The organism is Pantoea sp. BL1 (assembly GCF_000963985.1).
Taxonomy (GTDB): Bacteria; Pseudomonadota; Gammaproteobacteria; order Enterobacterales; family Enterobacteriaceae; genus Pantoea; species Pantoea rwandensis_B.
Genome location: NZ_JZRH01000033.1, coordinates 130,063 through 150,307 on the forward strand (window position 1 = coordinate 130,063; position 20,245 = coordinate 150,307).

General features: G+C 55.6%; 15 protein-coding genes. 8 read left to right on the top strand and 7 right to left on the bottom strand.

The genetic code is table 11. From position 1 onward, the window contains the following. Window positions 1-144: 144 nt before the first annotated feature. A complete protein-coding gene (gene rhlE / locus VH86_RS16510; RefSeq protein WP_045816461.1) occupies window positions 145-1,551 on the top strand; it encodes an ATP-dependent RNA helicase RhlE in 1,407 nt (468 codons plus the stop codon). Window positions 1,552-1,555: 4 nt separating this feature from the next. Further along, window positions 1,556-2,512: a tRNA dihydrouridine(16) synthase DusC gene (gene dusC, locus VH86_RS16515; protein ID WP_045833551.1), complete on the top strand. Its 957-nt coding sequence runs from the start codon at window positions 1,556-1,558 to the stop codon at window positions 2,510-2,512. A 7-nt stretch (window positions 2,513-2,519) separates the two neighbouring features. On the opposite strand, the gene VH86_RS16520 is transcribed toward dusC, so the two are convergent. Continuing rightward, window positions 2,520-3,698, bottom strand: coding sequence for a glycosyltransferase family 4 protein (locus VH86_RS16520; protein WP_045833552.1), 1,179 nt, complete (start codon window positions 3,696-3,698; stop codon window positions 2,520-2,522). 495 nt (window positions 3,699-4,193) lie between these two features. On the opposite strand from VH86_RS16520, the gene VH86_RS16525 reads away from it, so the two are divergent. Next, window positions 4,194-5,399, top strand: a complete 1,206-nt coding sequence (locus VH86_RS16525) for an MFS transporter (protein WP_075564123.1) — start codon at window positions 4,194-4,196, stop codon at window positions 5,397-5,399. Here VH86_RS16525 and ppk2 read toward each other — a convergent pair. Continuing rightward, complete coding sequence (gene ppk2 / locus VH86_RS16530) at window positions 5,396-6,316, bottom strand: polyphosphate kinase 2 (protein ID WP_045833553.1); 921 nt, start codon at window positions 6,314-6,316, stop codon at window positions 5,396-5,398. The genes VH86_RS16525 and ppk2 overlap by 4 nt on opposite strands. A gap of 12 nt (window positions 6,317-6,328) precedes the next feature. After that, a complete protein-coding gene (locus VH86_RS16535; protein ID WP_045833554.1) occupies window positions 6,329-7,945 on the bottom strand; it encodes an inorganic phosphate transporter in 1,617 nt (538 codons plus the stop codon). A 165-nt stretch (window positions 7,946-8,110) separates the two neighbouring features. On the opposite strand from VH86_RS16535, the gene VH86_RS16540 reads away from it, so the two are divergent. Further along, window positions 8,111-9,136 (top strand): transporter, encoded by a 1,026-nt coding sequence (locus VH86_RS16540; RefSeq protein WP_045833555.1) that lies wholly within the window; start codon window positions 8,111-8,113, stop codon window positions 9,134-9,136. A 221-nt stretch (window positions 9,137-9,357) separates the two neighbouring features. On the opposite strand, the gene VH86_RS16545 is transcribed toward VH86_RS16540, so the two are convergent. Continuing rightward, the gene (locus tag VH86_RS16545; protein WP_045833556.1) at window positions 9,358-10,440 is read right to left on the bottom strand and encodes a L,D-transpeptidase family protein; all 1,083 of its coding nucleotides are present in this window, start codon (window positions 10,438-10,440) and stop codon (window positions 9,358-9,360) included. Window positions 10,441-10,638: 198 nt separating this feature from the next. Next, entirely contained in the window at window positions 10,639-12,453 is a 1,815-nt protein-coding gene (locus VH86_RS16550; protein WP_045833557.1) for a glycoside hydrolase family 15 protein, read from the bottom strand. Between the two features lie 118 nt (window positions 12,454-12,571). Here VH86_RS16550 and VH86_RS16555 point away from each other — a divergent pair, with 118 nt between their 5' ends. Continuing rightward, a complete protein-coding gene (locus VH86_RS16555) occupies window positions 12,572-13,351 on the top strand; it encodes an SDR family oxidoreductase (protein ID WP_034821059.1) in 780 nt (259 codons plus the stop codon). On the opposite strand, the gene VH86_RS16560 is transcribed toward VH86_RS16555, so the two are convergent. Next, window positions 13,348-13,923, bottom strand: a complete 576-nt coding sequence (locus tag VH86_RS16560) for a DedA family protein (RefSeq protein WP_038648061.1) — start codon at window positions 13,921-13,923, stop codon at window positions 13,348-13,350. The genes VH86_RS16555 and VH86_RS16560 overlap by 4 nt on opposite strands. 168 nt (window positions 13,924-14,091) lie before the next feature. On the opposite strand from VH86_RS16560, the gene VH86_RS16565 reads away from it, so the two are divergent. From VH86_RS16565 to VH86_RS16575, 3 genes are all read left to right on the top strand, one after another. Beyond that, window positions 14,092-14,679: a Yip1 family protein gene (locus tag VH86_RS16565; protein WP_038648059.1), complete on the top strand. Its 588-nt coding sequence runs from the start codon at window positions 14,092-14,094 to the stop codon at window positions 14,677-14,679. Window positions 14,680-14,869: 190 nt separating this feature from the next. After that, window positions 14,870-15,799, top strand: a complete 930-nt coding sequence (gene pbpG, locus VH86_RS16570; RefSeq protein ID WP_034821245.1) for a D-alanyl-D-alanine endopeptidase — start codon at window positions 14,870-14,872, stop codon at window positions 15,797-15,799. Window positions 15,800-16,025: 226 nt separating this feature from the next. Next, entirely contained in the window at window positions 16,026-18,470 is a 2,445-nt protein-coding gene (locus VH86_RS16575) for a DUF3772 domain-containing protein (protein WP_045816666.1), read from the top strand. A 36-nt stretch (window positions 18,471-18,506) separates the two neighbouring features. On the opposite strand, the gene dld is transcribed toward VH86_RS16575, so the two are convergent. Next, window positions 18,507-20,216 carry a D-lactate dehydrogenase gene (gene dld, locus VH86_RS16580; protein ID WP_045816665.1) on the bottom strand — a complete coding sequence of 570 codons (1,710 nt, stop codon included), beginning with the start codon at window positions 20,214-20,216 and terminating at the stop codon, window positions 18,507-18,509. Between the last annotated feature and the right edge of the window lie 29 nt (window positions 20,217-20,245).

The window sequence follows — 20,245 nt, forward strand, 5'->3', positions numbered from 1 at the left end:
GGCAGCGGAAACCTGCTAAACTCCCGCCCTTACGCATGGTAGTTTGTGCCCTTTTCACACGTGAGCCCACCAGGCTTGCGTCATATACCCCCTGAAAACTACATCGCTGACAGCGAACAGGGCGGTTCGGAGTAATACACCTGCATGTCATTTGACTCTCTCGGCTTAAGTGCCGATATTTTGCGTGCGGTAGCGGAACAAGGCTACCAGGAACCGACGCCGATTCAGCGTCAGGCCATTCCCGTAGTGCTGGCAGGCCGTGACCTGCTGGCGAGCGCCCAAACCGGTACCGGTAAAACCGCCGGTTTCACGCTGCCACTGTTGCAGCGTCTCACTGCGAATCCTTCTAACGCGCGCGGCCGTCGTCCGGTACGTGCGTTGATCCTCACCCCAACCCGTGAACTGGCGGCGCAGGTGGGCGAGAACGTCCGTGAGTACAGTCAGTATCTCAATATCCGTTCACTGGTGGTCTTCGGTGGCGTCAGCATTAACCCGCAGATGATGAAACTGCGCGGGGGTGTGGATGTGCTGGTGGCGACGCCGGGCCGTCTGCTGGATCTGGCGCATCAAAATGCGGTTGATCTGTCACAGGTCGAAATTCTGGTACTGGATGAAGCGGATCGCATGCTCGATATGGGCTTTATCCACGACATCCGCCGTGTACTGGCGCGCCTGCCGGCGAAACGTCAGAACCTGCTGTTCTCTGCCACCTTCTCGGATGAGATCAAAACCCTGGCGGAAAAACTGCTGACCAACCCGGAACAGGTTGAAGTGGCGCGTCGTAACACCGCCTCTGAACAGGTTTCACAGCAAGTACACTTCGTTGATAAGAAGCGTAAGCGGGAACTGCTGTCGCTGATGATTGGTCGCGATAACTGGCAGCAAGTGCTGGTGTTCACCCGTACCAAACACGGCGCTAACCATCTGGCTGAACAGCTGAACAAAGATGGCATCACCGCAGCGGCGATCCACGGTAACAAAAGCCAGGGCGCGCGTACCCGTGCGTTAGCTGACTTTAAATCTGGTGGCATTCGTGTGCTGGTGGCGACGGATATCGCTGCGCGTGGTCTGGATATCGAAGAACTGCCACACGTTGTGAACTACGAGTTGCCAAACGTGGCGGAAGATTATGTGCATCGTATTGGTCGTACCGGTCGTGCTGCGGCAACCGGCGCCGCGCTGTCACTGGTGTGTGTCGATGAACACAAACTGCTGCGTGACATTGAGCGTTTGCTGAAGCGTGAGATCCCGCGCATTGAGCTGGAAGGTTTCGAAGTGGACCCGAGTATCAAAGCGGAACCGATCCAGAATGGTCGCCAGCAGCAGGGTCGCGGCCAGGGCCGTGGTCAGGGTGGTCAGGGTCGTGGACAAGGCGGTAATGTCTCTCGCCCGCACAGTGGCAACGGTCAGCGTCCACAGGGTGGCAATGGCGCACGTCCACAAGGCGAAGCGCGCCCGGCACGTCGCCAGGGCAGCAGTGCCGGTCAAAATGCGCCAGCCGCCAACAGCGGTCGTCGTCGTCCGGCAGCGAAAAAGAGCGGGAACATCTAACGCGATGAGGGTATTACTGGCACCGATGGAGGGCGTACTGGATTCGCTGGTACGCGAACTGCTCTCCGGGGTAAATGATTATGATCTGTGCGTCACTGAGTTTTTACGCGTGGTCGATCAACTGCTGCCAGTAAAATCCTTCTACCGTTTGTGTCCCGAGCTGCACAACAGCAGCCGAACGGCTTCCGGTACGCGCGTGCGTATGCAGCTCCTCGGGCAATATCCTGAGTGGCTGGCAGAAAACGCCGCGCGTGCGGTGGAGCTTGGTTCCTGGGGCGTCGATCTCAACTGCGGCTGTCCATCAAAGCTGGTGAACGGCAGTGGCGGCGGCGCCACCTTACTCAAAGATCCTGAGCTGATTTATCGCGGCGCGAAAGCGATGCGTGAAGCCGTACCCGATCACCTTCCCGTCACGGTGAAAGTGCGTCTGGGATGGGATTCGGGCGAGCGCCGCTTTGAAATTGCCGACGCGGTGCAGCAGGCCGGCGCCAGCGAACTGGTGGTGCACGGTCGCACCAAAGAAGAGGGCTATCGCGCTGAAAGCATTAACTGGCAGGCGATTGGCGAAATTCGCCAGCGTCTGTCGATTCCGGTGATCGCCAACGGTGAGATCTGGAGCTGGCAGGATGCGCAAGACTGTCTGCGCGTCACCGGTTGCGATGCGGTGATGCTGGGCCGCGGTGCGCTCAACATCCCGAATCTCGGTCGTGTGGTGAAATATAACGAAGCACCAATGCCGTGGTCTGAAGTGGTCGAACTGCTGCTCAAATACACGCAGTTAGAGAAGCAGGGCGATACCGGCATGTATCACGTCGCCCGCATCAAACAGTGGCTCGGCTATTTGCGTAAAGCCTATAACGAAGCCGATGGGCTGTTCAGTGAAATCCGCACCCTGCGCGTATCGGCCGAGATCGCCACGGCGATTGAGCGCCACGCTCTTCAGTTAACCGCACCGGTTTAACCCATCCTCATTTAAACGCCGTTGTGAAGTGCATCTGCTTGCTGGCTGAATAGAAGAGGGCAAGTTGCTCGCTGAATTTGCCGGGATCGTGTTGCTCAGCAATTCTCTTCAGTGATTGCGCAGAGTATTGCGTGATCACGCCCGGATTGCGCAAAATATCAATGATATGCCCCTTTAGCTGCTGCACGATTTGTCGACGGATCTGCAATTTACTCTCCAGAGAATCAACCACATACTCATATTCGTCATTGACCGGCTGCTGAATCAGCCACCCTGCACCGGGTGGATTGATCTCTGGCAAGGCACGAATGTTGGTGGTGATCACCGGACAGCCACTGGCTTGCATCTCCAGCACTGAGAAGCCGTAAGTATCCTGCCAGCTGGGCAACAATCCCACGTGCGAATGCTGCAGTAAGGTCAATACCTGATTGTTGGGCAGGGTGGTGAAATGCTGAATGTGGGGCGAGGTTTTGATTAACTGCTCAATGCGCGTGTAAAACGTCTCATCATCCTGAAATTGCCGATGGGCAATATTATGGCGCTGTGTGATGTCACCGATCAGCGTGACCTGAATCTGGCCGCGGGTGAACACATCCTCTTCAGTTAATTGCAAGATGGCCAGTACCACTTCCGCGCCGCCTTTGCGATAGAACTCATTGCCGATAAAAATGAAACGTATTTCTCCGGGCGAGATCAGGCGCGGTTTAACGCACAATAGCGGTTGCGGCGGATGCAGAACGTGTAGCTTGTGTCTGACGGCGGCTTTGATCGCGGGAAACGCATCGAGCAGCTTCCACTGGATGTCGAGGGTCGCTTGCGAGATGGCAATCAACGTCAGGCATTCCGCTTTCGCGATTAATCGCAGCTGCGACTTCAATTCAGGATTGTCGTATTTTGCCACACCGGGCACCGGCAGCACGCGTGGGATTTCGGTTTCAAAGGTGGCGATCCAGTTCCTTTTGGTGTCGGCCACTTCATTGAAAAGGTGAATGACATCCGCATCATGTGGCAGTAAGCCGGGGAGCGGAAGAAAAACAAATTGTTTATTTTTATGTAAGATTTTTGCTTTGACGGCATTTAAATAGAAATAGATATTCTTTTTTCGGCAATCAATATATTTGTTGTGTGGGTTAGTGATGATATTTCTTTTTTCAGGATATCCGCTTCCACTGATGATTATCTTCATAATCTCTCCTGGTCGGTAGGGAACAGAATGAACAGAGGTCAGAAATTGGCTTAAGCGGGTGCACAGGCTCAACGTTGCCGTTATGCCTATTACGCACCGAAAGTAACGATCGGTATTTGATTGATTAGTCTGTAACCTAAAGGCAATCGGGGGCGGAATCTATGTCTTAATGTGAATGATTGCGCGCGCCTCTCTCAGCATTCGCGCGACCTGAAAAGATTAACAGTTGGTTTTGTTGCTATTTTAATGGAATATTTTTTGGATAATCGTTTTCCGAAAAGGTTTTTTTTCAGATTTGTCAGGCCGATGTGTAAAAGAAATTGAATTAATTTCTGTTATTAATCGAAGGTGAAATGCCGGGGCGATATTTAAATAAGCCTGATAATGGAATTATACAGAATTACCCTATGACACAGTCCCATGTAAAGTCAGGTTCAAGCTCAACGCTAATTGCGCTATAGTAGCGTTTCACATTCATTTGTAATGCCATCACTTATGTCTGACGCCGCTGTACTGAGTCATGCTCAGTTAAATAAACGCATCATCTCCGTTATTGTCTTCACGTTTTTCTGCTACCTCTCGGTAGGGTTGCCGCTCGCGGTGCTACCGGGATTTGTGCATAACCAACTGGGTTTCAGTTCGTTCATCGCCGGATTGATCATTAGCCTGCAGTACTTCGCCACGCTGCTCAGCCGTCCGCATTCGGGCCGTCTGGCCGATCGTTATGGCCCGAAACGTGTGGTGATGATGGGGTTGGTGTGCTGCGGCATGAGTGGCGTACTTTCCCTTTTCGCTGCGTTGTTCACCGATGTGCCGATGCTCAGTCTGGCGCTATTGGCGGTGGGAAGGCTGTTTCTGGGGGTGGGTGAAAGCTTTAGCAGTACTGGCTCAACGCTGTGGGGGATGAACATTGTCGGGCCGTTGCAGACGGCGCGTGTGATCTCATGGAATGGCGTTGCCACCTACTTTGCGATGGCGATAGGCGCACCGCTCGGGGTGCTGCTCAATCAAATGTTCGGCATCAGCGGCTTTGCCGGGCTTGTGGCGTTGATGGGCGTCATCGGTTTCTGCATGGCGAGCCGTAAAGCGGCGGTCAGCGTCACCGCGGGCGTGCGTATCCCTTTTCATCGCGTGGTCAGCCGCGTCTGGCTGTTTGGGCTGGCATTGGGCTTTGGCACCATCGGATTTGGCGTCATCTCAACGTTTATCACGCTATATTTTGCCAGCCGCGACTGGAGCGGCGCTGCTTTTGCCCTGACGTTGTTTAGTCTGGGCTTTGTGCTGGTGCGCCTGGCCGGTGGCCGCTACATCACTCGTTTTGGCGGGTTGAAAGTGTCGCTGGTGTCATTTGTGCTGGAGTGTGCCGGTCTGCTGTTAATCTGGCAGGCTGATAGCAGTTGGCTGGTGGATATCGGTGCATTCCTGACCGGCGGTGGTTTCTCGCTGGTGTTCCCGGCGCTGGGCGTGGAAGCGGTTAAACGCGTGCAGCAGCAGGATCAGGGCTCGGCGCTGGGTACCTACTCGGCGTTTCTTGATTTAGGGCTGGGATTAACCGGTCCGGTGGCGGGATTGCTGATTGGTCATTGGGGGATGCAATCAGTGTATCTGGCGGCGGCCCTGATGGTGCTGGGCGCATTTGCCATAACATTGCGTCTGCAACAGCAGCACGGCCGCGAGGCAGCCGTGCAAACTGTTAACTAATACTTCTCTGGTACCACCATGTTTTCTGGTACTGGCGCGCGGCGATAATCTTCATGGCGTTCGCGCGTCGGTAACATTATGGTTTTGCTCTCGCTCTCTTCGTACGGCACCTGTTGCAGCAGATGGCTGATGCAGTTCAGGCGCGCACGCTTCTTATCCACACCTTGCACTACCCACCATGGCGCTTCAGGGATGTGCGTGCGCTCCAGCATCTCTTCTTTCGCTTCGGTGTAATCTTCCCAACGGCGGCGGCTTTCGAGATCCATCGGGCTCAATTTCCACTGTTTCAGCGGATCGTGGATGCGGCTCAGGAAGCGCAGCTCCTGCTCTTCATCGGTGATCGAGAACCAGTATTTGATGATCTGAATGCCGCTGCGGGTCAGCATTTTTTCGAATTCCGGCACGCTGCGGTAAAACTCTTCGACTTCGGCTTCATTACAGAAGCCCATCACGCGCTCGACGCCTGCGCGGTTGTACCAGCTGCGGTCAAACATCACAATCTCACCGGCTGCAGGCAGGTGAGCGATATAGCGCTGGAAATACCACTGGGTTTTCTCACGATCGTTCGGCGCGGGCAGGGCGGCGACGCGACAGGTCCGTGGGTTTAAACGCTGGGTGATACGCTTGATCACCCCGCCTTTCCCGGCGGCATCACGGCCTTCAAACAAAATCACCACGCGATGTCCGGTGCGCATCACCCAATCCTGCAACTTCACCAGCTCGCCCTGCAGATGCAGCAACTCACGGAAGTAGCGGCGGCGGAAAGCCTTATCGCCTTCCTGCTGCGGTTCACCGTTATCATTGAAGCGCAGATCATCCAGCTCCATTTCCAGCTCTTCGTCGTAGCTGTCGTAAAACTCCTGCAGCAGACGCGCATTGAAGGTCTCGCTGTGGAAGCTATTGTCGTGTGTCGCCATGACTTTTCCCCGTTACAGATGAATAAACAGAGCGTAAAGCAGCCCTGAAAGTAAGACTGAGACCGGCAGCGTCAGCACCCACGCTAGCGCGAGGTTACGAATCGTCGAGAGCTGCAGGCCAGATTTGTTAGCGGCCATCGAACCGGCCACGCCTGATGACAGGACATGAGTAGTGGAGACCGGTAAGCCGAACACATCCGCCGCACCGATGGTTGCCATCGCCACCAGCTCCGCACTGGCACCCTGTGCGTAGGTCAGATGGGTTTTGCCGATGCGCTCACCGACGGTGACCACAATGCGGCGCCAGCCCACCATGGTGCCGAGGCCAAGGGCAATCGCCACCACCACTTTCACCCACATCGGGATAAAGCGCGTGGCGGCATCCAACTCTTTCTTCACGGCGGTGAGATTGCTGGCAATCTCTTCCGGCATCGCGACTTTAGCCGATTGCAGATGTTTGATGGTTTCGGAGGCGAGGTACATATCATTACGGGTGTTAGTCACCGCTTGAGCCGGGATATTCTCCACCGCACCATAACGACGGATCTGATCGCCGATATCGCCCAGCATCATGCCGAGGGCAGGGAGTACCTGAGGGCGGTTCTGGCTGGTGCGCACGAACTCGGTCAGCACTTCACGCGGCGCGGGCATCGCGGCGGGTGCCGGTTGCAGCGTCAGCAGCTGCTGCTCGGTGACCTGGGTTAATGCGGCCACGCGCGGGATTTGATCCGGCGGCAGCGAACGGTTCAGGGCGTAAGCAATGGGCATGGTGCCCACCAGAATCAGCATGATGAGGCCCATGCCTTTCTGGCCGTCGTTTGAACCGTGGGCAAATGAGACACCGGTACAGGTCAGGATCAGCAGGCCGCGAATCCATGCCGGTGGAGGCTGATTGCCCTTAGGTGCTTCATACAGCTGGCGGTTGCGGATAAAGGCCTTCATCGCCAGCAGCAGGAGCGCCGCACAGATAAAGCCGACAATCGGCGACAGCAGCAGGGCGTAACCCACTTTGATCGCCTGATCCCAATCCACACCGCTGGTACCACTACGACCGTGCAGCAGGGCATTCGCCACGCCCACGCCGATGATCGAACCGATCAGCGTGTGTGAAGAGGACGCCGGCAGGCCGAAGTACCAGGTGCCGAGATTCCAGATGATCGCTGAGAACAGCAGCGCATACACCATAGCGAAGCCGTTGCCGCTACCTGCCTGCAGAATCAGCTCCACCGGCAGCAGTGAGATAATGCCAAACGCCACCACGCCGCTGGAGAGCAAAACGCCAAGGAAGTTGCAGAAGCCAGACCACACCACGGCAACACCCGGCGACAGCGAATGGGTATAAATCACAGTGGCGACAGCATTGGCGGTATCGTGGAAGCCGTTAACAAACTCAAAGCCGAGGGCAATCACTAAAGCCACGCCCAGCAGCAGGAACGGCGTATAGCTGGTGACAGGCGCGCCGGTCTCCTCAACGTCATTAAACAGGTTGATGGCGGTGAACAGCAGGCCGCCGCACAGCAAGATCAGGAAGATGATGCGTGAGATTTTTCCGTTGCCCTGGTTAAGATTCGGGCGTCCGTTTTGGGACGATGATGTTGATGTAGATGCAGGTAAACTGTTTTCAGCCATAACACACCCCGGTGTGGATTGACGATGCTCGATTGGCATCCGTTACCCGCAGTGTGATACGTGGTTTGTATGACAGAATGATGATCGCGATCACGCTCTGTCATCTTGCTGTAACACGGCTGTCGCAGTCTGTGGATCTGACCGCTTCGGGATCCTCACGCTGCCATGTTCCAGCCTGTCTTGCCGCTTGCCTCATTGCCGGACTTCAATAATGAAGTGGCCGGACTCATTCATGGGTATCTGTTCACGCCGGAAGCACCGCCACAGCGACTCAACGCGCGTGAAGCTTCGCAGCTCGCGCAGCAAAATTTGCCGGAATCCTATTTTCTTTGGCTACACATCAACCTGAATCATGCCCGTGCCGAGCGCTGGGTTCAGGACCACTTTAGTGTAGACGATGATTTTTTCGATGAGATCCATTCTGCTTCACCGCGCACGCGTTTGGCCCATCAAAACGATGCGCTGCTGGCCGTGCTCAATGATGTGACTTTCAGTAAAGAAGAGCGCAGTACACAGAATGCCACGCTGTGGATTTGGTGCTGTACGCACACCATTGTCACCGCGCGTTATCGTCCGGTGGGAATGATTGAGCGCATGCATCAGCAAATTGATCGTCTCCCGTTCGCCGAGCCGGATGCGATGCTGTTGTGGTTGCTGGGTGAGCAGGAAGCGCAACTAGAGCAAGTGGTGCGCCGCTCCAGTCAGGCGGTGGATGCCATTGAAGAGCGTTTGCTCAGTGCCGCGATTAAAAGCAACCGCAGTGAGTTGGGCCATTTACGCCGCATGCTACTGCGTGTGCAGCGTTTGCTGGCACCTGAACCCGCCGCGCTATTTCGTTTGTTAAATCGGCCACCAAAGTGGCTCAAGCGCGAACCGCTAAGTGAATTGCGCATCTTTACCGAAGAGTTCAGCGTCGCATTGAATGACCTGGCGGGACTGATGGAACGTATTCGTTTGTTGCAGGAAGAGATTGCCGCGAGTTTGATGGAACAGAGCAACCGCACGCTGTTTTTACTGACAGTGATCACCGTGCTGGCGCTGCCGATTAACATCATTGCCGGCTTTTTCGGTATGAACGTGGGCGGGATTCCGCTGGCGAATAATCCGCACGGTTTCTTACTGCTGGTGATTCTGGTGTTGGTGTTTACCCTGGTGGCGGGCTGGCTGGCGTTGAGACGGCGGCGGGAATAACCCCGTAAACAAGCCAATGAGTGCGTATTTAACCCGGTACGCATAAATGCGCCCCCTACGAATACCATACCCAACTTTGTAGGGTCGCCATTAATGGCGACCAAAGCGCACTGAAGTGACAAGCATTACGCAATATCATCGTAGGGTTGCCACTTATGGCGACCGGGCAAAAAAAAGCCAGCCACAATGGGCTGGCTTTTTACTGCATGGCGAGTCAGCGATTACAGGCTGTTGCCGGTCGCTGGCGCAGGCTGAGCAGCCGGAGCCACATCACTCTGCGGTGCAACGGCGCTGGCGCCCTGCGGGGTCATCGGCTCTTCTTTTGGCGTGGCGTCAGAAGATTCCTGAACCGGTACCGGAGCAGGCATCACTTCACCCTGCGGACCGTTGATTTTAGTTGGCATGCCGTTACGCGCCTGAATCGCGTTATTCACCGCATCCTGGTTAGTGCTGCCATCGGCAATCACTTTGGTCACCGCAGCGGTCAGCGTAATCGGCACCACTTCACGTGAGTTAAACTGCTCTTCGGTAGTAGAGAGTGGGTTGTGCACTTCTACATAGCGAGAACCGTCTGGCTCAACGGTGGCTTTCACCGGCTGATCGATAAACTGTACGCGAGTGCCAACCGGCACGTTGTCGAACAGCCATTTGATGTCGTCAGCACGCAGACGCACACAGCCGTGGCTCACGCGCAAACCGATACCGAAGTTGGCGTTAGTACCGTGAACTGCGTACAGACGGCCGATATACAGCGCATACAGTCCCATCGGGTTATCCGGACCTGCCGGGAATACGGCTGGAATGCTTTCGCCACGTGATGCGTATTCTGCGTGCATCGCTTTGGTTGGCGTCCAGGTTGGACCGGCTTTTTTACGCTGAACGGTCGTGGTCCAGTTCACTGGCGTGTCTTTCCCCAGTTCACCGATACCGATTGGCAGCACAACCACGGTCTTGGTGCCTTTCGGATAGTAATAAAGACGCATTTCCGCGCTGTTGATCACGATGCCTTCACGCGGGGCGTCAGGCAGGATCAGCTGCTGAGGGATCACCATTTTGGTGCCCGCTTTTGGCAGATAAACATCAACGCCCGGATTGGCTTCCAGCATGTTGCTGAGGCCCATCTGGTACTGAGCAGCGAAGGCTTCCAGCGGAAGTCGGCTGTCATCAGGCACGGTGATTTCAAGGTTTTCGCCGATCAAACGGATGTTAGCCGCTGGCAGCGGATACACTACTGCGAATGCCGACTGGCTGAACGCCGCCAGTACCAAAGCAAGTGAAGCGAACGCGCGAATGCTCTTTTTCATGTTTTTCAAGTCGTTATAGCCGTGTTTCAGGCTTGTCAGTGTGTCGAATCCATCTTGGTCTCAATGACCCGGTGCGCATTATATGTGCATAGGCGCAGTGATGGGAATCAGGATTTTCAATGGCTGATGATACTTTACTTAAATAGTGGGCATTTCCCGACCCATCTCGTTGCCGTACCGCCCAAAATGTGAATTTTCTTAAGGCTGCCACAGCGTCACTTCATTGCTCAATTTACGATTGAGGAAAAAAGCGGCACTGATTAACGCCAGATGCGACAGCGCCTGCGGCATATTTCCCAGCGCTTCGCCATGCGTAGTAAATTCCTCGGCGTACAACCCCAGGGGATTGGCATAACTCAGTAATTTCTCAAACTCAAAATGGGCTTCGTGCACGCGGCCGGCCCGCGCCAGACACTCCACATACCAGAAGGAACAGGCGGCAAAGGAACCTTCACCCCCGGTTAAGGCATCGGCAGGGGTTTCACTAATGTTATAGCGGCGCACTAAACCGTCGCTCACCAGATGCGTTTTAATCGCGTCAAGGGTGGCAATCCAGTCGGGATCGGTGGAGCTGACAAAGCGCACCAGCGGCATGAGCAACATAGAAGCATCAAGGAACTTGCCGCCGCGTGTGGCGGTAAAATGGCCCTGTTCCGGGTTCCAGAAGTTTTGCCAGATGTCATCGCGGATCTCGCTGCGCACACGATCCCAGCGCTCATACGGCATCGGCAATGAACGCTTCAGGCCGAGACGTAGGGCGCGATCCAGCGCCACCCAGCACATCAGGCGCGAATGCAGAAAGTGCTCTGGCTCACCGCGCATCTCCCAGATACCGGCATCGGGCTGATTCCAGTTGCCGCAGACATAATCAATCATGTCGGAAACATGCCGCCAGCCGCGCTGTGAAATGGCTTCACCGTATTTATTGGCAAGGTAAATGGCATCCATCAGCTCGCCGTAAATATCCAGCTGGGTCTGCCGCCAGGCATCATTGCCGATGCGCACCGGGCGCGAGTTGGCATAGCCGGAAAGATTGAGCAACTCGGTTTCATGCAGTTCGGTACCGCTGTCCAGACGGTACATCACCTGCAAGTGCGGCGTGTCGTCATGACTGTGCTCGACACAGCGACCCACCCAATGGGTAAAGTCTCGCGCTTCTTCCACATAACCCAGGCGCATCAGCGCATACATGCTAAAGGAGGCATCCCGAATCCACGAGGCGCGATAATCCCAGTTGCGCTCGCCGCCTAACTCTTCCGGCAGGCCAAAGGTTGCCGCAGCGGCAATCGAACCGTGCTGTTTCGAGGTGAGTAGTTTGAGTGCCAGTGCGGATCGCGTCACCATTTCCTGCCAGCGTCCGCGATACGTGCTGTGGCTGCTCCAGCGCCGCCAGTAGGCCAGTGTGTCGCTGAAGCACTGTTCAGTGGCAATCTCTGCCACAAAGGGATCGTCATCGCTGCCAAATACGAACTCAGCAGATTCCCCGGCCTGAAGGGTAAATTCGGCCACTGCGCTGTGGTTTTCCCGGGTCATTACCACCGTAGCACTCAGCCGTAACGCGGGCTGGCCTTCGGCAAGAAAGGCCACGCCACCAGGGCGCAGTTCGGTATGGGTTTCGGCACGGGCATAATCATGGCGCGGGGCGCACAGCAGATTGAAGGTGGCCGTTCCGCGCACCATTTTGACCCGACGTACCAGTCGCGGTACTTTATTGGGCTGGTCGCAGATCGGCATGTAATCGGTGATCTCCGCCACGCCCGCATCGCCTAACCAGCGCGTCTGTAAAATATTAGTATCCGGCAGATAGAGCTGCTGCTGGCGCGCATTTTTCCAGTCCGGTGCCAGTGAGAACAGACCGGCATCATCGCCATCCAGCAACGCAGCAAACACGGACGGGCTATCCAGTTCCGGCCAGCAGAGATAATCGATGGTGCCGTCATTGGCGATCAATGCACAGGTCCGTAAATCCCCAATCACGCCGTGATCATCAATTCTGCGTTTAATTTTGCTCATCCTGCCTCCTTGACTGCATCTGATTGTTAACTATAGACGAAAGGGTGTTTTCGGCTGACCCGAGGCACAGATCGATAACTTCTATACTGTGAAGACACCCATCACGCAGGAGAATGTTATGGCACTGGGCAAACAGAAAGTGGCCGTGGTTACCGCATCCGATTCCGGCATTGGCCGCAGCTGTGCCGTCATGCTGGCTGAAGCGGGCTACACGTTAGGGATCACCTGGCGCTCAGATGAAGCGGGGGCACAGGAAACGGCGCGACTGGTCGAGAGTAAAGGGCAAACCGCACAGGTGCGGCAGCTGGATCTCTCCGATCCGCAAGAAGGGGGCAAGCAACTGGCGCAGCTCATCAATTCACTGGGTCGCATTGACGTACTGGTCAACAACGCGGGCGTGATGATGAAAGCTGATTTTCTCGATGTCACCTTTGAAGATTGGCGGAAAACGTTCAGCGTCGATGTGGATGGTTCGTTTATCTGCGGACAGATCGCCGCCCGTCATATGGTCGATCAGGGCGATGGTGGGCGCATCATTAACATCACTTCAGTGCATGAACACACTCCGTTGCCGGATGCCACCGCTTACACCGCGGCGAAACATGCGCTCGGCGGTCTGACCAAATCGATGGCGTTGAGTTTGTTGCCGCATCACATTCTGGTGAATGCCGTTGCACCGGGCGCGATTGCCACCGCGATGAACCATCTCACTGACGATCAGGCGCGCAGCACACGTATGCCGGAAATTCCGATTGGACGCCCCGGCGATACGCGTGAAGTGGCAAGTTTAGTGGCGTGGTTGTGTTCGGAATGGGCGACCTATACCACCGGACAATCGTTTATTGTTGACGGTGGATTTATGCTGGCCAACCCACAGTTTAAAGGCTACCACCACTAATCCGCCCGGCGGCGGTTCCAGCGGCGAATCACGTAACGCAGCGCGATGCCGAACACAATCGCCGCCACCAGCCACAGCAAATGTTTAAGGTGCTGGTCGAGCTTATGCAGCCACGGGGTAATGATCTCCCCGGCGAAGTAACCCAGGGTGACAAAGATCAGCGACCAGAGCGCGGCGCCTATCACGTTGAGCACAAAGAAACGCAGCGGTTTTAACCGGCTGGTACCGATGATGATCGGACCAATAATGCGGAAGCCGTACATAAAGCGCACGCCAATCACAAACAGACTCGGGCGCTTCTGAATCAGGCGATTGGCTTTACGAATGGTGTCTTCATGTTTACGGAAACGGCGCAGGATGCGCGTGCCGTAGCGACGGCCCAGCCAGAACAACAGCTGATCGCCGATAATCCCTCCGATCATCGCGGCCAGCACCACGCCGGTGAAGTGCAGCAGGCCTTCATGCGCCGCCACGCCGCCCAGCAGGGTAAAAGTTTCCCCTTCCGCGATACAGCCAATCAGCAACGCCAGATAGCCGTACTGCGTAATTAATCCGTTGATATCGAGATGCAAATTATCCTCCCTTTCGCGATTGATTCAGGTAACAGTTTATACGCCAGCAGCTTTTTTTGTGCCGCTGTCCGCAAAAACAGCAGCCCCGATTATACTTGAAGGGAAGCTGCCTGAGTTGCATGGCCTGATCGCTGAAGGGGCAGCCCATCGCATCAGAGGAGTGATTTTATGAATCATGTCTGGGGTCTTCTGGCGCATCCTAACCAGGAAATGCGCGATATCAAGCAAGAAAATGAGAGCGTTTCGCACCACTACACCCACCATGTTTTGATGATGGCAGCGATCCCGGTGATCTGTGCCTTTATCGGTACCACACAACTGGGCTGGAATCTGGGCGAAGGGCAGTTCGTACAACTCAACCTGCTGACCGGCATCGGTCTCGGCATTCTTTTCTATCTGATTATCTTAGGCGGCGTGGCGGTGATGGGTCGCGTCATTCATTGGATGGCGCGCGATTATCCGCAGCGTCCCAGCGTTCAGCGCTGTACCGTGTTTGCTGGCTATGTCGCCACCCCGTTGTTTATCAGTGGGCTGGTGGCACTTTATCCGCTGGTGTGGCTGTGCGTGTTAGTCGGCGCGGTGGCGTTACTCTATACCGGTTATCTGCTGTACGTCGGCATTCCGGTGTTCCTCAATATTGATCGTGAAGAGAGCATGCGCTTCTCAGGATCGACACTGGCGATTGGTGTGCTGGTGTTTGAAGTGCTGCTGGCACTGACCGTGGTGTTGTGGGGTTACGGACCACGATTGTTCTAACCTGCAATGACACCGTGAACGGGAGGCCATTAGGTCTCCCGTTTTTTTAACGCTCAGAAACAATCTACCTAAGAAATTTCGCAGATAAGCGCGTATTATGCTGCTGCCAGCCCGCATCCCGTCTGGTTTGATGCGCGCGGCCTGTGTCTTAAACACGGCGCAAAACTCCTTACCGGATTTTTTTGACACGATGTCTGTAAAAATGCGTATTTCCTTGCTGTCGCTGGCGCTGTTTGTCGCCGCACCGGCAGCTGTCACTCCGGCACTGGCCGCGCCTGCTGCGCTGTCTAATCTGGCGCCGATTGCCCAACCGCAAATCGCCTCCGGCAGTGCCATGATTGTCGATCTTGAAACCAATAAAGTGCTGTTCTCCAGCCATCCGGATCGTGTGCGGCCTATCGCGTCACTCACCAAGCTGATGACGGCAATGGTGGTGCTGGATGCCAAACTGCCGATGGACGAGATGCTGTCGGTGGATATCAGCCACACGCCAGAGATGCGCGGTGTGTTCTCGCGCGTCAAATTGAACAGTGAAATCAGCCGCCGCAATATGCTGCTGCTGGCGCTGATGTCATCGGAAAACCGTGCTGCCGCCAGCCTGGCGCATCACTATCCGGGCGGCTATGACGCCTTTATCCGCGCGATGAATGCCAAAGCGCGTGCGCTGGGCATGACGCACACCCACTATGTTGAACCGACAGGTTTGTCGATTCACAACGTCTCCAATGCGGAAGATTTGATTAAGCTGGCAAAAGCCACGCGTCAATATCCGTTGATTGGTGAACTGAGCACCACCAAAGAAGATACAGCGGTGTTTAAACATCCGAACTATGCGCTGCCGTTCCGTAACACCAATCACCTGGTGTACAAAAACGACTGGCGTATCGCGCTGACCAAAACCGGTTATACCGATGAAGCCGGCCACTGCCTGGTGATGCGCACGGTGATCAACAACCGTCCGGTGGCGCTGGTGGTGCTGGATGCGTTTGGCAAGTACACCCACTTTGCCGATGCCAACCGTCTGCGTGACTGGCTGGAAACCGGCAAAGCGGCGCCGGTTCCGGCAGCGGCGCTGGCCTACAAGAAGCAGAAATCGTCGCAAACGGCCAGCAACGAGTAATCACGACGTCTGTTTCCCTTCACAGATGCACAATGGATTGTGCGTCTGTGAGTGCTTCCGATTGGCGGGATAAGCACTCCCGAACGACCAAAAAAATCCCTAATCGTCAGCACCAAAGTTTTCGCGCTTCATTCCTATAGTTTCCGCTTCGGCTACGCTCTACACTGGCCGCCATCTAAAGTTAACTGGCATTTATCGGCTGTCATTGCGCTGGAATCTCACTCATATGTACAAGCTTCGTTCGCTATTTACCCCATTTATACTGCTGCTGGTGCTGTTAAGCCCGGCACTGAGCTACGCGGATGACAACACTGCCGCCGCGGCTCAGCAAGAGGACGCCGCACCCAAGGTCAATCCTGCGGTTGAGCTGCCGAAAATGCAGAAAATCCTCGACAAGATTAAAGGCCAGGTATCAGGCGATACCAATGAGAGCCAGCTCAACCAGCTCAATGAGATGGCGCTGGAGCTATCCGGTAACGCAGAAACTTTGGGCCAGGCGCTGATCCCGCAGCGTCAGCAACTGGATGCGCAGCTCGCGGTGCTGGGTCCGGCACCGAAACCGGACAGCGGCGTGAAAGAAACGCCGGAAGTGACGCGCAAACGCGCCTCGCTGGAGAGCCAGAAAAGTAAACTGGACGATCAAATCAAGCAGGCCGATGGCATTAAAAATGGCGCGCTGGTGCTTTCCTCCCAGATCGTCAACCTGCGTCGTGACCAGCTGAAGAGCCAGCTGGCGTTGAACTCCGGTAGCATCCTGGGACCGCGCTTTTGGGCGCCGATGGTCAGCCGTCAGGATTTGGATGGCGAGAAAATCAGCGACTTTATCGCTGAATTGCAGGACACCGCAGCACTCTCCTGGGAGCCTGGCTGGCGTTTTGGCACTATCGGCTGGTTGATTGCGGCCATGCTGGTGATGACGCTGGGGCGTCGTTACAGCGAAGAGTTTCTCGCCTGGGTGAGCATTCACAAAATGCCGGAAGGGCGTCTGCGCCGTAGCTTCCTGGCGGCAGCGATTGCGCTGACGACCCTGGCCGCGGTGGTGCTGACTTTTAACTTTATCGCGCTGGCGTTTACCCGTCGTGATGAGGTCTCGACTGATGTGCAGGATTTTGTTGAGCGTCTGGTACAACTCAGCGTCTATTGTGGTTTGATCGCCGGTTTGGGCCGTGCTTTCCTGTCGACGCGCCGTCCGAGCTGGCGATTGCCCAGCATCTCCAATGAAGTTGCGCAGGCGCTGAAGCCGTTCCCGCCGATTACCGCTGCGCTGGTGTTTATTTTCCAGACCGCAGAGTCCTTTAACTACAGCGTCGGCACCAGCCTGAACACCACCATCTTCGCTAACGGCCTGACGGCACTGCTGATCGGTACCACCGGTATGGCGATCAGCATGCGTACCAACCGCGTGCGTCGTCGTATGGTGCAAGAGGGCAATGCTCCTGAAGCCCGTCCGACTATTGTCGGGCTGGTACAGCTGGCGCTGACGCTGACCGCACTGGCGATTCTGATTTCGCTGATCGTCGGTTATGTCACGCTGGCACGCTTCCTCGGTTATGAGGTGATCTGGTGCGGCATTCTGTTTGGCTCGTTCTACTTCCTCAGCCATTTGATCAATGACGGCTGTGAAAGCCTGTTTTCTACCAACAATGCTACCGGCAAACGTCTGCAGACCTCGTTAAACATTGACGAACGCCATCTGCAGCAGGCGGCTACGCTGCTGGGCGCTGTTGGTAAAACCGCACTGATAGGGATTGTGGTGCTGGCGCTGCTGAACGGCACCTTCGCCTCTTCAACGCCGATCGAGCTGATTCAGAAAGTGATTGAGTTCTGGGGCGGCAAAGGTCTGGAATCACTGAACATCGTGCCGGCGCATATGGTGAATGCCATTCTGTGTCTGGTGGTGGGCATCTACGTGCTGCGTTCGGTGCGTCGCTGGCTGGATAAAGATTTCCTGCCAAAAACCACCATGGACGTGGGCATGCGCGTGTCGCTGGTGACGCTGTTCAGCAATATCGGCTATGTGCTGATCATTCTGCTGACGCTGTCGATCATGGGCCTGCAGTGGAACAAACTGGCGTGGATCGTCAGCGCCTTGTCGGTCGGTATCGGTTTCGGCTTACAGGAGATAGTGAAGAACTTTATCTCCGGTTTGATTCTGTTAACCGAGCGCCCGGTGAAAGTGGGCGATCTGGTGAGTATCAGCGGCATTGAAGGGGATATTCGCCGTATCAATGTGCGCGCCACCGAGATTCAGCTGAGTGATAAATCCACGGTGATAGTGCCGAACTCACAGTTCATCTCACAGAACGTGCGTAACGCCACCATGGGCAATGCACAGGGTGTGGTGACCATTATGTTGACCTTCCCGCTGGATATCGATCCGGTGCGCGTGCGTGAGATTCTGCTGGAGGTTTACCAGGAGAACGAGCGTATTCTGGAAACGCCTGAGCCATCCGTCTCATTCAAGGATTTGACCTCTGCGGGTATCGTGTTGAGCGTCACCGGCAACGTGGCGGGCCAGCGTCAGATCTCCAGCGCCAAGAGTGATCTGCTGTTCGACATTCTGACGCGCTTGCGTAAAGAGGGCATTGTGTTGTCCACGCCGCAGACGATGATCATTGAACGTCGGGCAATACCTGCCGCAGCGCAGGATGAAGGCGAGCAACTGTCATAATCCAATGGGCGGCTCTCGGGCCGCCCATGAGTTTAATCAAGCCTTCACCGCCCAACCCTTCTGCTTACTGGTTTTACCAATCCCCGGATTAAAGGTATTGGTCGGATCGAGCTGACGATAAAACGCCTGCAACTGCGGTTTCGCCTGATAAAGATGCCCGACGTTGTGCTCGGCAGGGTATTCGGCACCACGCTCGCTCAGAATTGCCAACATCTTCTCCTTCAACGCATGCGCATCCACGCCTTTCTTCACGATGTAATCCTGATGGAATACATGGCAGAAGAAGTGGCCGTAATAGAGGCGATGGCTCAGATCGTTGTCGAACTCGGCGGGTAAACGTTCAAACCAGTCGCTATCGTTGCGGCGCAGCGCGATATCCAGTGCCAGAATATCTTCTACTTCATCCGCATGCACCGCGTGGTAACGCACTGCGGCACCGGCAGCGGCGAAGCGATGCAGGAAAGCATGTGCGCCTTCCTTGCCGTCGCAGGCAAAGAACTCGCCACCGCCTTCGCGGAAGTATTCGTGCAAATACTCCTGCGCTTCCGCTACGCCTTCACCGGACATTTTCAGCATCAGGTGATGTTCAAACTTATCGCGATACTGCTTCATGCGTTTCGGCAGATGGGCAGGTAACCAACCGCTGATGCGCTGCAACACGCGATCGGTAAAGTGGGGTTTAACAAAACTCAGCTTACCCAGCCAGGCATCCACCCGACCTTTCAGCGTGAAGAACAGCGGCATTTTGTCGGTGCCGAGCTTGTCGATCATCACAAAGGTGTCTTTGCCGTACACTTCGGCGATATCGAAAATGTCGCGGTGCATGTATTCGCCCGCGACCGGTAAGTTATTAAACTCGGCCAGAATATGGCGGCGCAGATCGCCCAATACCGCCGGATCGTTGGTGCCGATATAAAACACCTGCTGTTTTGGTTCGGTGGGGAAGGTATCAAGACGCACGGCGAATACCGCCAGTTTGCCCGCGCAACCCGAAGCCTCGAACAGGCGGCGCTCATCGGCGTTGAAGCGAGCGGGTGTATCCGCATGGATATCGCGCACACGTTCTGCATATTCATGATCCGAAGCATGACGTTCATCCCAGCGCACATCGCTCTGCTGCCAGCGATCGTCATCCAGTCGACCGAGCATCTCTTCCGGCGAGTGGCCGAGATCCATGCCGAGATGATTGACCAGCTTCAGTTTGCCGTCGGCATCAATCTGCGCATAAAGCGCCATTTCGCTGTAGGCCGGACCGCGTTTGATCAGCGAACCGCCGGAGTTATTACAAATCCCGCCCATGACCGACGCGCCGATACACGAGGAACCGATCACCGAGTGCGGTTCACGTCCCAGCGGCTTAAGGGCTTTTTCCAGCTGATAAAGGGTGCTACCGGGGAAGGCCAGAATCTGATTGCCGCCATCGATCAGCTGCAATTTATCGAGGCGCAAAGTACTGATGATCACCACTGGACGATCGTAATCATTGCCGTTGGGCGTCGAGCCTTCGGTCAGGCCGGTGTTGGCGGCCTGCATCAGAATCACCGCATCGGCCTGCACCAGCGCCTGCAATACCCGCCACAACTCCAGCAAGGAGCCGGGGAACACCACCGCCAGCGCATCGCCTTCACCGGAGCGGAAACCCTTACGATAGCGTGCGGTTTGTTCCGCCTCGGTTAACAGGTGTGAAGGGCCGACGAGGCGGCGCAGTTCAGCCAGCAGTGTAGGGTGTGAGGTGTTGTTATTCATGAACCTGTCCTTGTCGTTAACGTTGCGCA